The organism is Parabacteroides sp. AD58 (assembly GCF_023744375.2).
GTDB lineage: Bacteria > Bacteroidota > Bacteroidia > Bacteroidales > Tannerellaceae > Parabacteroides > Parabacteroides absconsus.
The window spans coordinates 181,764-196,428 of the sequence record NZ_CP146284.1; the positions used below are offsets into that span (position 1 = coordinate 181,764).

At 41.0% G+C, this 14,665-nt stretch carries 11 protein-coding genes; 7 read left to right on the forward strand and 4 right to left on the reverse strand.

The genetic code is table 11. The annotated features are described in order from the left end of the window. Positions 1-2 precede the first annotated feature (2 nt). The 3 genes from NEE14_RS00720 (at position 3) to nadD (ending at position 2,223) form a co-directional block, all read left to right on the forward strand. Positions 3-878 carry a YicC/YloC family endoribonuclease gene (locus NEE14_RS00720; protein ID WP_251968334.1) on the forward strand — a complete coding sequence of 292 codons (876 nt, stop codon included), beginning with the start codon at positions 3-5 and terminating at the stop codon, positions 876-878. A gap of 18 nt (positions 879-896) precedes the next feature. After that, the gene (gene gmk / locus NEE14_RS00725) at positions 897-1,466 is read left to right on the forward strand and encodes a guanylate kinase (protein WP_251968333.1); all 570 of its coding nucleotides are present in this window, start codon (positions 897-899) and stop codon (positions 1,464-1,466) included. Between the two features lie 154 nt (positions 1,467-1,620). Continuing rightward, entirely contained in the window at positions 1,621-2,223 is a 603-nt protein-coding gene (gene nadD / locus NEE14_RS00730) for a nicotinate (nicotinamide) nucleotide adenylyltransferase (RefSeq protein ID WP_251968332.1), read from the forward strand. Between the two features lie 97 nt (positions 2,224-2,320). Here the strand turns inward: nadD and xyl3A are convergent, their stop codons facing one another. Next, entirely contained in the window at positions 2,321-4,927 is a 2,607-nt protein-coding gene (gene xyl3A / locus NEE14_RS00735) for a xylan 1,4-beta-xylosidase (protein WP_251968331.1), read from the reverse strand. A 102-nt stretch (positions 4,928-5,029) separates the two neighbouring features. Continuing rightward, positions 5,030-6,013 (reverse strand): alpha/beta hydrolase, encoded by a 984-nt coding sequence (locus NEE14_RS00740; protein WP_251968330.1) that lies wholly within the window; start codon positions 6,011-6,013, stop codon positions 5,030-5,032. 201 nt (positions 6,014-6,214) lie between these two features. On the opposite strand from NEE14_RS00740, the gene NEE14_RS00745 reads away from it, so the two are divergent. The 3 genes from NEE14_RS00745 to NEE14_RS00755 all read left to right on the forward strand — a co-directional run bounded on the left by NEE14_RS00745 (position 6,215) and on the right by NEE14_RS00755 (position 8,388). Further along, positions 6,215-6,730 carry a pyridoxamine 5'-phosphate oxidase family protein gene (locus NEE14_RS00745; RefSeq protein WP_251968329.1) on the forward strand — a complete coding sequence of 172 codons (516 nt, stop codon included), beginning with the start codon at positions 6,215-6,217 and terminating at the stop codon, positions 6,728-6,730. 298 nt (positions 6,731-7,028) lie between these two features. Next, positions 7,029-7,190, forward strand: a complete 162-nt coding sequence (locus tag NEE14_RS00750; RefSeq protein ID WP_251968328.1) for a hypothetical protein — start codon at positions 7,029-7,031, stop codon at positions 7,188-7,190. Positions 7,191-7,383: 193 nt separating this feature from the next. After that, a complete protein-coding gene (locus NEE14_RS00755) occupies positions 7,384-8,388 on the forward strand; it encodes a M28 family metallopeptidase (protein ID WP_251968327.1) in 1,005 nt (334 codons plus the stop codon). A 111-nt stretch (positions 8,389-8,499) separates the two neighbouring features. Here the strand turns inward: NEE14_RS00755 and NEE14_RS00760 are convergent, their stop codons facing one another. After that, complete coding sequence (locus NEE14_RS00760; protein ID WP_251968326.1) at positions 8,500-8,979, reverse strand: CinA family protein; 480 nt, start codon at positions 8,977-8,979, stop codon at positions 8,500-8,502. Then, entirely contained in the window at positions 8,976-9,995 is a 1,020-nt protein-coding gene (gene tsaD, locus NEE14_RS00765; protein ID WP_251968325.1) for a tRNA (adenosine(37)-N6)-threonylcarbamoyltransferase complex transferase subunit TsaD, read from the reverse strand. Before tsaD ends, NEE14_RS00760 begins: the two co-directional genes overlap by 4 nt. 111 nt (positions 9,996-10,106) lie before the next feature. Between tsaD and NEE14_RS00770 the strand changes: the two genes are divergently transcribed. Continuing rightward, positions 10,107-14,603, forward strand: a complete 4,497-nt coding sequence (locus tag NEE14_RS00770) for a translocation/assembly module TamB domain-containing protein (RefSeq protein WP_251968324.1) — start codon at positions 10,107-10,109, stop codon at positions 14,601-14,603. Positions 14,604-14,665: the final 62 nt, after the last annotated feature.

The window sequence follows — 14,665 nt, forward strand, 5'->3', positions numbered from 1 at the left end:
GCATGATACAATCAATGACAGGTTTCGGTAAGGTTACTGCCGAATTGCCTACCAAAAAAGTAACCGTAGAGATTAAGGCGCTTAATAGTAAACAGCTGGATTTGTCAACGCGTATCCCTTCTATCTATAAGGAAAAGGAAATGCAGATCCGTAGTCGGTTGTTGCAGACACTTGAACGTGGAAAAGTTGATTTTGCTATCTATATTGAATACATAGGAAAGGAAGCTTCCTCACAGATAAATCAAGAGGCAGTGATGTCTTATTTTGCCCAACTAAAAGAATTATCAGATAAGTTAGGTATCAGTGCTCCTTCAAGTTGGGACGAATTACAGCTGGTATTAAGAATGCCGGATGTAATCAAGACAGATCCGGTGGAAGTTGATGAAGATGAATGGAACGTTGTTAAGCAGGCTATTGATGAGGCGATACAGCATTTGTGCGATTTCCGTATTCAGGAAGGTGCCATGTTGCAGAAACTGTTTACTCAAAAAGTATCTAATATAGCTGCTTTGCTGAACGATGTGGAGCCATACGAAAAAGAACGGATTGAAAAGATAAAAGGTCGTATCCTGGATAATCTGGAGAAGCTGGCAGTCGATTATGATAAGAATCGTTTTGAGCAGGAAATGATTTATTATATCGAAAAGCTGGATGTCAATGAAGAGAAAAACCGGTTGGATAATCACTTGAAATATTTCCTGGAAACGATGGAAACAGGTCATGGTCAGGGAAAGAAGTTGGGATTTATCGCTCAGGAAATGGGCCGGGAAATCAATACATTGGGCTCAAAGAGTAATCATGCGGATATGCAGAAGATCGTTGTCCGTATGAAAGATGAACTGGAACAGATAAAAGAACAGGTTTTGAACGTTTTATAATAAATAAAATAGTCCATAATGGCAGGCAAATTGATTATATTCTCGGCTCCTTCCGGATCGGGAAAGTCTACGATTATTAATTATTTACTGACGCAGAACTTGCGGCTACGTTTTTCTATTTCAGCAACGAGCCGAGCACCGCGAGGAACAGAAAAGAATGGGGTAGAATATTTTTTTCTTTCTCCAGAAGAATTTCGTGCCCGCATAGCCGCCGGTGACTTTCTGGAGTATGAAGAAGTCTATAAAGATAAATTCTATGGAACTTTAAAGAGCGAAGTTGAACGGATATTGGCAGAAGGTGACAATGTTATTTTTGATGTCGATGTAGTAGGTGGCTGTAATATAAAGAAGTATTATGGTGACCGGGCCTTGTCGATGTTTATTCAGCCACCGAGCATTGATGAATTGCGCCGTCGTTTGGAAGGCCGTGCTACGGATGCTCCGGAAGTGATAGAAAGCCGGATAGCAAAGGCTGCCTATGAATTGAGTTTTGCACCGCAATTCGATGTGGTAGTTGTTAATGATGATTTGGATAAGGCCAAAGCTGAGGCATTACGTATTATACAAAATTTTATTGAGGATAAATGAACGAGCGGAATTTATCAAAGAAGTGGCTATACGGCTTTATCTTAATTGCAATAGCTGCGTTGGTTGTAATGGGTTGGGCTTTCGTTAAACAGGATGTGACTGTTATGGTTGCTACAGGACTTGTTGTAGGCATACAAGTGATGAATATTATACGATGGATTCAGAATCATCCCAGAAAAAAATAGGCATTTATTCCGGTTCTTTTAATCCGGTTCATATAGGTCATTTGGCTTTAGCGAATTGGCTGTGTGAATTTACGGACCTGGATGAAGTCTGGTTTATGGTAACTCCTCATAATCCGTTTAAACAGCGGATTGATTTATTAGACGATGACTTACGATTAAAGATGGTAGAAAAAGCAATTGCCGGCTATCCGAAGTTTAAAGTCTGTGATTTAGAATTTCATTTGCCTAAGCCTTCTTATACGATTTCAACTTTAAAAGCTTTGAAACATTTATATCCGACAGCTTCTTTTGCCCTGATTATGGGAGCGGATAACTGGTGTAAGTTTGATCGATGGAAAAATTATCAGGAAATACTGGCGGCTTGTGAATTGATTGTTTATCCTCGAAAAGGAAGTCCATGTCTAGTAGATAGAGTTCAATTTCCTCAGGTTCATATAGTGAATGCTCCTGAAATAGAGGTTTCTTCTACGTTTATCCGACAAGCTTTGCGTGAAAAGAAAGACATTCGCTTTTTTATTCCTGAACCAGTTCGGGATTTGTTGGATACAGCCTTTGGAATAGATATGAAATAAAAAGGAAGTAGTGGTTTATATTTTTTGTGACATTGATAAAAACTAATTCGGCAGAGAATATTTTTAAGTATTCCCTGCCGAATTGCTTAATGAACCATCATTCAATAGTTAATGTCAGGCTCTTCAAGTCTTTGTCAGCTGATGAAGGTCCATAAAGAATCTCGTACTTGCCGGGACGAACTTCCATGGTTTGTGTTTCATCATTGAAAGACCAAAAGGCTTTAGGAGTCAGTTCAAAGCTGATGGTTTGTGTTTCCCCAGCGGCAATATGGGTACGTTTGAATCCCTGTAAACTCTTCAGCGGTCCTTTCGGGTCATTCGGGTTCTTGATATAAAGCTGAGCAACTTCATCGCCATCTGTTTTTCCTGTATTTTGAATATCAAGTGTGACTGTCAGGTTTTCCTCTTTGTTGATCTTGTCACTCGACAGTTTTGCATTCTTATAGGCGAATGTGGTGTAACTTAATCCGTAACCGAATGGGTAAAGAGGTGTTTCTGTCATATACCGATAGGTACGTCCTTTCATGTTGTAGTCTTCAAAATCAGGTAACTGATCAACGGACTTGTAAAAAGTTACCGGAAGACGTCCGGCCGGATTATAATCACCGAATAAAATATCAGCAACGGCTGTTCCAGCTTCCTGACCTCCATACCAGGCGTTTAGGATGGCATCCAGATTTTCGTTTTCCCAATTTAAGGCCAAAGCGCTTCCTGTACAAACCACGTAGATGACAGGTTTTCCGGTTGCTTTCAGTGTTTTGACCATTTCTTTCTGTACTTTCGGGATTTCTATATTCAGTCGGTCTCCTTTCTTGAAACCTTCTGCATCAACTGGCATTTCTTCTCCTTCGAGGCGGGGAGAAATACCTCCGACGAAAATGATGACATCGGCATCTTTCACTTCATTAGCAGTTGCCTGATAGTCAACTGGAGTACGAACAGCTACAGAGAAGTTCAAATCAGCCGAGCCTTTTGCCTGCATGTATTCGATTTTGATAGGGTATTTTTTCCCTTCTTCGGCTTTCAGAATATAATTTTTCGTGCTGCCATATTCATTGGTCCAGCTTTCAGCAACTTTTTCATCGCCGATGAATAAGCGGAAACCATCATTCCCGGAAATAGTAAATTCGATGTCACCACTTTGCGGAGCCGTAAATTCTCCAGTAAAGCGGGCTGAAAAGTCTGTCAGATTCACATTGGGTGCGAACTGAGTGTTACCACCCGTCGTGTAATGCAGCTCCTTTGCCAATCCCGAATAAACAGGTTCACCTTTGAATTCTGTGTTGTTGAAGAATTCCGATTTAAGTCCGTTCCCTTTTTCTGAAGTTATGTATTGACCTAAATCTTTCATCAGGAAGTTATCAGTGTGATTACATCCTAATGTATAGATAACCTCTGTATTCGGTACTTTAGCACGGATGCCATCTAAGATGGTCACGGTGTGAGTCGGGAATCCATTATAGTTGGCCCACAGCATTGTTGAATCGGCTGCGTTCGGACCTACGACGGCGATTTTCTTCAGTTGTTTGCTCAATGGCAAGATCTGGTTTTTATTCTTGAGCAGCACCATGCTCTGCCGGGCCATGTCGAGAGCTTTTGCTACGTGCTCAGGACTTTCTACCACACTATAAGGTATTTTTGAGAATGGAACACGGTCGTCCGGATCAAACATACCTAATTCCATACGTGCCTTAAACAGGCGGCGGAGTGAAACATCCAGGTCTGATTCTTTGATTTTTCCATCTTGCATGGCTTTCAATAACGCATGGTAACTGCCGCCACACTCTAAATCCGTTCCACTCAAGACTGCATCAGTTGAAGCGCTTTCAGCATCCGGATGTGTTTCGTGCCGTGGTGTATTCTTGTCTTTCTGCCAGAAATCATCAATTGCTCCACAGTCGGAAAGAATTATCCGGTCGTATCCCCAGGAGTTTCGGAGGATATCAACCAATAGTTTATCGCTGCTACAACAGGGTTTTCCCTCGAAACGGTTGTAAGCGCACATCACCTCTTGTACATTGGCTTCTTCTACTAGGGCTTCGAAAGCTGGCAGGTAAGTTGTCCATAGATCCCGTGGAGTGACTTCGGCATTATACTCATGTCGGTTCCATTCCGGACCACTGTGTACGGCATAATGCTTGGCACAAGCGTGAGTCTTGAAGTATTTTGGATCGTTGCCTTGTAAGCCTTTTACAACGGCAACGCCCATGCGTGAAGTAAGATATGGATCTTCTCCATAGGTTTCCATCCCGCGTCCCCAACGGGGGTCACGGAAAATATTGATATTGGGTGTCCAGAATGTCAGTCCTTTATAACGGTCGTATTCCTTGTCTTTCTGGTATTGATGGTATTTGGCCCGTGCTTCATCACTAATGATATTGAAGGTTTCATACACATCCTGATCATTAAAAGTAGCAGCCAAAGCAATGGCTTGAGGAAAAACAGTCGCTTTTCCTGCCCGTGCCACACCGTGTAAAGCCTCGTTCCACCAGTCGTATGGAGGAATATCCAACCGCTCGATAGCAGGAGTCTGGTTCATCATTTGTCCTACTTTCTCTTCAGGAGTCAGTCGGCTCAATAAATCATCGACGCGTTCCTCAATGGGAAGATCGGGATTCCTGAACGGAAAATCCTGTTTCTTTTCCGAACAGGATGTTACTGTAAGTACTGCAAGAGCAGTAAAGGTTAAGTGTTTTATTTTCATGTTATAAGATATTTGTAAAAAATACATCAAGTTCTTTTGCAAACGTACTGTTTTTATTCCTTTTTTCAAAACAAAAGAACAAGTTTCTAATCAGATGCAGAGTTAGGAATGACTATTTTCTCCGAGATTCTTTTTAAACCAGTCGACAACGGTCTGAATGAGTTTCGGCTGATACCAGTAAAGATCACCGTGTCCGGCATTCTCTACAACAATATAATCTACTTTGTTGTCTTTTTCTACTAAAGCGTTATATAGCTGTTCGCTTTGAACAGGGGAAACCAATAAATCGGCTGATCCATGCATAATCAGGAAAGGAGGCATGTTTTCCTTTATATGTCCCATCGGGCTGGCATCTAAAGCTTTTTGCGGATCACTCAGGATACTGGCTCCGGGATAGTCGGCAAAGGCTGGTCCATGTACGAGTAATGCTTCTGTTACAGCCGGCGAAGCATGGATGGCTTGTATGGTGTCTGAATAACCTTCACCAATGTTCATCAGGTTGCTAATACCATAAATGGTAACGGCTGCCTGAACATCCGATGGAACTTCCGTAAAATCGCCTACATCAAAGCGCTTTTCTCCATTCGTTGTTCCCATCATTTGAGACACATATCCTCCGGCGGAATCTCCAATCACACCAATGTATCGCGGATCTATTCCGAATTGACTAGCATGTGCACGCAGATAGCGTACAGCCGATTTGGCATCGTTAATTAAAGCCGGAAACTGATTCGGAACTGTTCTATATTCTGCAGCGGCAACTACAAATCCAGCTTTGGCAAGAGCCATACGCATTTCGATAAATTTTTCGTGATTAGCAGATGTAAAGCCACCACCCGGATAATAAATAATGGCTGGTTTTGGTTCGTTTGTCTCTGGTATAAGAATGGTCATTCGAAGTTGGCAGTTTCCATATTTGGAAGTAATTTGTGAATATATGATACCACTGACCACATCAATTCTGCTATCTGTAATTTCAACTTTTAACTGTTGTTTGTCTGATTTTGTCTGTGTCTGGGCTTGAGCCAATAAACTGTTGGGCATTAATCCTGCCAAAAGGATGGCAAATAAATATTCTTTTTTCATAAGCATTTGATTTATGGTTGCAAATTTACAATAAATTTGCCATTGCGGTTTTATTATTAAAATAATGATTATACGATGCTTATTATTTTCATATAACCTGTATTTTTGCCAACTAGGTATGGATAATTTGTGTATTCATACATCGGTTACGCTATGTAGCAGCAGTTGAAAAGGTATAAATAATCGTGAATATACATTCGTATGAGAAAGAAAAGCAGGGAAATGGATAGTCATTGGGCTTTGGAAGTGATGCGTAAAGCCCCCTATATTACAGTGAGTTTTACACGGCCGGACGGAACAGCGTATGGCGTTCCGCTTTCGTTGGCCTGTACCCGTGATGATATATGGTATTTTCATTGTGCGCCTGAGGGAGATAAATTGGACGCAATTGCCGTTCATCCTGAAGTTTGTCTTTCTGCAGTAACTAAGTGCCAGCCTACGATTGGACCAAAAGATGGTTCTTTTACCCTTCAATATCGTTCCGCTATGGCTTTTGGAAAAGCTGAGGTTGTAACAGATTTGGAAGAGAAGGTTCAGGCTCTTCGTGCCATCAGCCAGCGTTTCTTGCCTCAGCATATGGATGCTTTTGAGGATGCTGTTCATCGCAGTCTGCATCGTACGACGGTAGTTCGGATCACACTTTCAGCTCCACCCACTGGTAAACGCAAACAGTATGACCAAAATGGAGATGAAATGAAATATGGCAGGATGGAGTAATGAACGGAATGAAAAATTATTTGGATGATAAAGGAGTGTTTGAAAATAGATTTTTGTTATAAAGGATGAGTTCTTCATTCATCTATTTTTATGACGTTTTGGCTGGTAAATGATTTAATAAACCTTTTATTAAAAGGAATAATAGTTAAAAAATAAGAAACAAGAATTATTTTTTTATGTTTTAGAACATAGTTATAGAAAAACTATTTATCTTTGCAGTCGAAATAAGACAACAAGAGAGTTTAGGTATATTTATTATTAATCAGCCTCAGGCGTGAGGCATAAAACCAAAATGAATATGAATGAAAAAAATGAACAAGTAACAAAGACATTAGAAATGTTGCGTTACCAGGTTAAGCGTTATCAGGCAATGAAGAACGGTTTGATGTGTCAGATGTTGAATACACAGATTCGTCGTCTGGAAAATACGTTGAATCTTTCTACAGTTGCAGGTAATTAATTATGAGGTTTTAATAGGTATAGTTTGATGTGATGTGAAATCTCTTGCCACCGAAAGGGTTGGTAAGAGATAATGGAGACGGGAACTTTCGAGTGCGTAGGATGCACGAAGGAAGATCCTTTTTTTATGCCCATACGTTTTTCGGGTATTTTTTTGTAGCTTTGTCTCAAATTTAATCAATTACACAAATAATATGAAACAAAAGACTACTTTGCTTTGCCTTTCTTTGTTTATAGGATCTTCCTTATGGGCAGAAGATGCCGAGAGAAAAGGTGTTGAATCAATTAATCAATTAACAGCCGAAGCTCATGTGGAGTTTTTAGCGAGTGATGAATTGCAAGGACGTGAAGCCGGTTTCCCTGGCGGACGAGTTGCCGGGCAATACATTGTCTCTGTCTTGAAATCCTTAGGAATCCAACCTGTCGGTGATTCGTATTACCATCCATTTGAAGTTTACCATGCCGAACGGCAGAAAAAGGGGAAGCAATGGCAAGTTGAACCGGATTCGATAGCCCAATTGAAGAAAGAGGTACATCAAAAATTATCCTTGAATAATATTTTAGGTATGATTCCGGGAAAGAATCCGGAAGAATATGTAATAGTTGGAGCTCATTATGATCATTTGGGTATGGATCCGATGCTGGATGGAGACCAGATTTATAATGGAGCAGATGACAATGCGTCTGGTGTATCTGCCGTCTTGCAGATAGCCCGTGCCTTTTTAGCAGCGGGTGAACAGCCGGAGCGGAATGTGATTTTTGCATTTTGGGATGGTGAAGAGAAAGGTTTATTGGGCTCCCGTGCTTTTGTTCAGAGTTTTCCGGAGATGAAAAAGGTAAAAGGGTATTTAAACTTTGATATGATAGGCCGTAATAGTGATGAGTCAAATCCGGAAAATGTGGTTTATTTCTATACGGAATCTCATCCAGCTTTCGGGAAGTGGTTGAAGGAAGATATACAAAAATATAATTTGAAGCTTAAACCTGATTATCGTCCGTGGGATCGTCCGGTAGGAGGAAGTGATAATACTTCGTTTGCCAAATTGGATATTCCTATTATCTGGTACCATACTAACGGTCATCCAGACTATCATTTACCCAGTGATCATGCTGAACGGATCAATTGGTCTAAATTGGTGGATATAACAAAAGCTTCATTCCTGAATATGTGGAATATGGCTAATGAAAAGACGTTCTGATAGCAGTCTTTAATAAAATTCGTTGGATTTGTTTTCAAAACTCGTTGGATTCAAAATTAATTCCAACGAGTTTTGAAAATGATGATAATAAGAGCTTGTTTGAATGTAGTTTTATTTGATACCGTTTTCTTCTAATAAGCCAAGCAGCTTGACAAGAGCCGTTTCTGCAGATGCTTCGATGTTTCCGCTTCTATAGAAAGGAAAATGATGGCAGTCGGCAACAACCTTGTCTTTATAGGCTGCTGCTATCCAAACTGTCCCAACAGGCTTTCCGGGAACAGCTCCTCCAGGCCCTGCTATGCCGGATGTGGCTACGGCACAATCACATTTAAGAACACGGATAGCGCCTAAAGCCATTTGTTCAACGACAGGCTTACTGACGGCACCAAACTTTTCCAGGTCGTCGGATGAGACTCCTAAGACCTGATGTTTTACCTCATTACAATAGGAAACGATTCCTCCTTTAAAATAAGCAGAACTACCAGCCTGACTTGTAATCATGTGGGCAATTTTCCCTCCCGTACAGCTTTCTGCTGTTCCCATTGTAAGTTGATGCTTCTCAAGCAATATGGCTAATTCTTCTACAATCATATTTGTACTCTTGAAAATGGAGCGGCATCCATCGGACAAAAATCTTTATCCATGTATTTGTAATATCCTGTAATAGCTACCATGGCAGCATTATCGGTAGTAAAAGAGAATTTAGGAATATGTACTTTCCAGCCATACCGTTTGGCATGATCGAGGAATGCGTCTCTTAAACCTGAATTGGCTGAAACACCACCGGCAACGGCTACTTCTTTAATGTTCAGATCTTTGGCTGCCATCCGTAGTTTCTGCATTAAAATATCAATAACCGTAGCTTGCAATGAGGCACATAAATCCTTTTTATTTTTCTCAATGAAATCAGGATCTTTCTGGAGTTCATCTCTCAACGTATAGAGGAATGATGTTTTAAGCCCGCTGAAACTATAATTGTATCCGGGAATATGGGGCTTACTGAATGTAAAAGCTTTCGGATTTCCTTCGTTGGCAAGGCGGTTGACAACCGGGCCGCCCGGATATCCAAGTCCCATTACCTTGGCGCATTTGTCGAAGGCTTCGCCCGCCGCATCGTCGATGGTCTGACCAATTACTTCCATATCATTGTATGCATTTACTTTTATTATCTGAGAGTTTCCTCCAGATACGAGTAAGCATAAGAATGGAAATGAAGGGGCATGATTATCATCTGCGCTCTCTTTGATGAAATGAGCCAGAACATGGGCCTGCAGGTGATTAACTTCAATCATTGGAATTCCCAAAGCTGCCGAGAAACCTTTGGCAAAAGAAGTTCCAACGAGCAAGGATCCCATTAAGCCGGGACCGCGGGTAAAAGCAACAGCATCGATTTGAGATTTGTCAATACCTGCTCTTTTGATTGCTTCCGAAACAACCGGAATGATATTTTGTTGGTGGGCACGAGAGGCTAATTCCGGGACTACACCACCATATGCTTCATGCACAGCCTGGCTGGCAATTACATTAGACAACATAACACCGTCTTGAATGACAGAAGAAGAAGTATCGTCACATGAAGATTCGATACCAAGAATTGTTATACTCATATTCTCTTGTTTTTTTTGCAAAATAACGAAATCTATCGCGATATTGTTTTATTTTTGTCCTTAAAATTAATCAGAAGCGTTATTAGGGGATTAAAATACATAGTAATATTTTTGCTCTCGTTGGTTTGGATTCTGTATGTAGTTCCAATCCTGCTGGTCAATATTCCGTTTGTACAAAAAGAGATTGCAACGACGGCAACGCAGGAATTGTCTCGTCGGCTGGGTGTGCCGGTGCAGATAGAGCGGGTCGATATTGAATGGTTTAACCGTCTGGTGTTAGAAGGTCTGTATTTGGAAGATCAGCAAGGAAAAGTCATGTTCAAGGCAAATCATGTCGCTGCCGGCTTTGATATTTTACCTTTGTTGGATGGAAAACTTACATTTAATACAGTTCGTCTGTTTGGTCCGCATATTCATTTAAGTCGGAAAACGGCTACTGATCCGTTAAATCTGAAGTTTGTCATTGATGCATTTGCTTCAAAAGATACAACGCCCAAGAAAAAACTGGATATAGATTTGCGGTTTAATACTGTTCTGATTCGTCAGGGACATTTCAGTTATGATGTGGAAGATGTCCCTCAGACTCCGGATAAATTTAATGCCAAACATATAGATATTCGTGATTTAAGCGCCAAGATTTCTTTGAAAGCTTTGCGTAAAGATAGTATTCATGCCCAAATCAAGAAATTGTCTTTAAAGGAAGGTTCAGGTTTCTCGTTAGACAAACTGACCTTGTCGGTTGTTGGAAATTCTGATAGTATCTATGTTAAAGATTTTAAGATAGCTTTACCTCAAACAGATTTGCGTATATCAGAAGCTAAAGTAGATTTGACTGAGATTGACAGTACGGCTTCCAATTTTGTGGATAAAGCGAAGTTGTCTTTGCGGATTGCTCCTTCACACGTCCGTTTGCGGGATTTATCGGCATTTGTTCCTGCCTTCCGCAATTTTACAGATTCTATTGAGATTTATGCACAAGCTGCTGGACATGTGAATCATTTCAGTCTGAAAAATCTGACGTTGAGATATGGTAAAAAGATGCTTCTGGTTGGGAAGATGGACTTGAAGGGTATTACTCATCCACAGGAGGCCTATGTTTATGGGCAGGTCAGCAAGATGTACATCACCACAGTAGGGCTCAGTGACTTGCTGAATAACTTCAGTAAAGACAGAGTCGTATTGCCTGCTCCTTTTGTCAAATTAGGAACCATTAATTTTACGGGCGAGATTTCAGGTTTCTTTGATAACCTGGTAGCGTATGGAAGGTTATCAACGGCTGTCGGTTCGTTACAGACCGATTTGATTTTTGGAAATGATAAAGCGAAGAATGTAGCCGCTTTTCTGAAAGGACGTGTTCAGACCAATGAATTGAATTTGGAGGAGCTGTTGGGAGAACAGTCTCAATTAGGGAAAGCGAAGTGTGGAATACGGATTGATACAAAGCGTCCGGTGGGCGGACATTTTGCAGGTGAGATTCAGGCAAATGTTGAACGATTAGACTATAAAAACTATACTTATCAGGATATCCGGCTGGCCGGAAGCTTCAGGCGTAATGCTTTTGACGGTAGTCTGCAAGTAGAAGATCCGAATATTTCTCTTCTGGTAAATGGGCTCTTGGAGAGTAAAAAAGAAAATACAGTAGTGAACTTGGCTGTTGATTTAGCCCATTTCAAGCCTGATAAGCTGCATCTGTCAGACAAATATGAGGAACCGGATATTTCTCTTTCTCTGAATGCCGATTTTACAGGAAACAATATCGATAACGTGGTCGGAACGATTGAAGTCGATGACTTGTCGTTTAAGACGAAACCAGATAGTTTTGCCTTGAAAAAATTATTGGTCAAAGCCGGATCAGAGAATGGATTACGTCAGTTGAAAATCTCTTCTGATATCGTGAATGGAGAAGTGAACGGGGCTTATTCGTTCGGAACGATTGTCCCCAGTTTTATGAATACCTTGAAAGGCTATATTCCGACGCTGATCAATACCCGAACCCTTTCAAAAAAAGTGGATGAGAATGATTTTACCATGCTATTGACTATAGAGAATACCGAAGCTCTTTCGCATACGTTAAAGCTTCCGGTTACCATGTTGCAGCCGGCTCGGATCGCAGGGTCATATAATAATGCCTACAATAAATTCCGCTTTGAAGCTTATTTGCCTCAGTTCCAGTTGGGCAATTCAAGCTTTGAAGGAGGCTATCTGCATTGTAGTAATCCTACCGACAAAATGGATCTTTCCTTGAAAGCAACCCAATACAATGCAAAAGGTACACGCAATTATCTTGATTTACATCTGGATGCTAAAGAGGATTGTGTGAATACATATGTCAAATGGAATAATAACAAGGAACATCGGTTTGGAGCGGATGTTTCGGCTACTACCTGTTTCTTTATGGAAGAACCTGATCCGGAAGATAAGGAGGCTAAGCCTGTCCTCCGGACGGAAATAGCTTTGCATGAGACTCCTCTCATTGTGAATGATACGGTATGGTATATACGTCCGTCGTCTGTTACACTGAGGAATGGAAAGATTGATGTTAATAATTTCGTGGTTGAGCGAGGAAAGGAATTTGTCCATTTGAATGGAATGGTCTCTAAAGAAGTAACAGATTCACTCAAGATGGATCTGAACAACTTCGAATTGGGCTATATATTCGATATTCTGAATATTGAATCTGTTAAATTTACGGGAAAGGCTACCGGGAAATTCAATATCTGTGATTTGTATGGCAGCAGGATGTTGAATACAGATCTTGAGGTTCAGGATTTCTCGTTCAATGGCGTAAAGCTGGGACGACTGAATTTGTTCAGCGAGTGGGACGATTCTCAACGTGGAATACTGATGTTAGGAAGCATTTATAAGAATGATTCGACGTGGAGTGACGTGAGTGGTTATATTTATCCGGTGCGCACGCCTGAGCGAGAACCGGGATTATCGCTGCATTTTGATGCGAATGATATGAATATCGCCTTTTTGCAGCCCTTCATGGAAAAGATTGTCCAAAATGTAAAAGGAAGTGGCTTTGGTAAGATCCATCTTTTCGGTCCGTTTAAGGAACTGAATGTGGTCGGTGATGCCTACGTAGCTGATGGCGGAATGGGTATTGAATTCCTAAATACGTATTATACGTTTTCAGATTCCATTCATTTGGATACGACAAGCATACAGATCCGTAATCTGGCTTTTCACGATAAGTTCAATCATACGGGGCATGTCGATCTTCGGGTCAATCATGCGCATTTTAAGAATTTTGATTATCATGTCAATATCCAAGCCGATAATATGTTGATGTATGATGTCCCTGAAAAGCAGAATCCATTGATTTATGGTGTGGTATACGGAACCGGTACGGCTGCAATCAATGGTAACGGGCAGGTGACGAATTTTGATATTAATATGCAAAGTCGTCCCAACACACATGTGTATCTGAATTTCATGGGTAATTCAACGGCTTCGGAATATGATTTCATTACATTCGTTGATAAGAAAAAGTTGCGGGAAGAGGCTTTGCTCAGAGAAGAAGCAGTTCGTGATTCAATTGCCGGTCAGCTGTTTGCAGACGACGAAAGCTCTGACTTACGGATGAACTTCCTGTTGGATATCACTCCTGATGCCAATATTGAGCTGATTATTGATCCGAATGCCGGTGACCGTATCAAAGGATATGGAAGCGGAAGCATGCAGATTCAATACGGTACGCGTTCAGATGTCCGGATTTATGGGAATTTCGGTATCGAAAGTGGAAATTATAATTTTAGTTTGCAGCAGTTGATTCATAAGGACTTTAAGATTCGTGAAGGAAGTATGATCAGCTTTAATGGTGATCCGTTTAATGCGAACTTGGATATCAATGCCATATATAATGTAACGGCCAATTTGAGTGATTTGGATCAAAGCCTGGCATTGGAGAGTGCGCGGACGAATGTTCCGGTTAATTGCGTTTTGCAGCTGAGCGGCATGTTGCGACAGCCGAGTATCTCGTTTGATTTGGAATTACCTGGCTCGAACGAGGAACTGGAACGTCAGATGAAAAGTCTGATTGATACGGATGATATGATGACTCGTCAGATCGTCTATCTTCTGGTTCTGAACAAATTTTATACGCCTGAATATACAGGAACGCAAGGTTCTAATAATTTTACCGCTGTGGCTTCTTCCGCTTTGTCGTCTCAGATTTCCAGTTTGCTGAATAATATTACGGATAAAGTGCAAATTGGAACCAATATCCGGGCCAGTGAAGACGGCATTACTGACACAGAAGTTGAGATGCTTCTTTCAAGCCAGCTACTCAACAACCGATTGCTTTTTAACGGTAACTTCGGATATAAGAACAATCCGACCCAAAAGAATGCTATTATCGGTGAGTTTGACCTTGAATATAAGCTGACCCGCAGCGGAGAGATTCGCCTGAAGGCTTATAATCATGCCAACGACATGTATCAGTATCTGAAGCAGGCTTTAACAACGCAAGGTGTAGGTATCATGTTTAAGAAAGATTTTACACATTTCTCAGAGTTGTTCCAGCGTCGTCGTCGCCTGTTTCCTCTTCCGATGCCTGCCGACACGGTTTCTGTACCGCTTGCCCCTAAAGATTCTGTCCGCTGAAGAAATAGATTCTTGTCCGGATTGTTGATGTTGAAAAGAAAGATTTCTTGCAGATAGTAATT

Excerpts from the sequence above, each read along its gene's own strand:
- NEE14_RS00750 (WP_251968328.1), top strand. The coding sequence starts at position 7,029 with ATGAATGAAAAAAATGAACAAGTAACAAAGACATTAGAAATGTTGCGT.
- NEE14_RS00740 (WP_251968330.1), bottom strand. The coding sequence starts at position 6,013 with ATGAAAAAAGAATATTTATTTGCCATCCTTTTGGCAGGATTAATGCCC.
- NEE14_RS00720 (WP_251968334.1), top strand. The coding sequence starts at position 3 with ATGATACAATCAATGACAGGTTTCGGTAAGGTTACTGCCGAATTGCCT.
- NEE14_RS00745 (WP_251968329.1), top strand. The coding sequence starts at position 6,215 with ATGAGAAAGAAAAGCAGGGAAATGGATAGTCATTGGGCTTTGGAAGTG.
- NEE14_RS00755 (WP_251968327.1), top strand. The coding sequence starts at position 7,384 with ATGAAACAAAAGACTACTTTGCTTTGCCTTTCTTTGTTTATAGGATCT.
- NEE14_RS00760 (WP_251968326.1), bottom strand. The coding sequence starts at position 8,979 with ATGATTGTAGAAGAATTAGCCATATTGCTTGAGAAGCATCAACTTACA.
- nadD (WP_251968332.1), top strand. The coding sequence starts at position 1,621 with ATGGATTCAGAATCATCCCAGAAAAAAATAGGCATTTATTCCGGTTCT.
- tsaD (WP_251968325.1), bottom strand. The coding sequence starts at position 9,995 with ATGAGTATAACAATTCTTGGTATCGAATCTTCATGTGACGATACTTCT.
- gmk (WP_251968333.1), top strand. The coding sequence starts at position 897 with ATGGCAGGCAAATTGATTATATTCTCGGCTCCTTCCGGATCGGGAAAG.
- xyl3A (WP_251968331.1), bottom strand. The coding sequence starts at position 4,927 with ATGAAAATAAAACACTTAACCTTTACTGCTCTTGCAGTACTTACAGTA.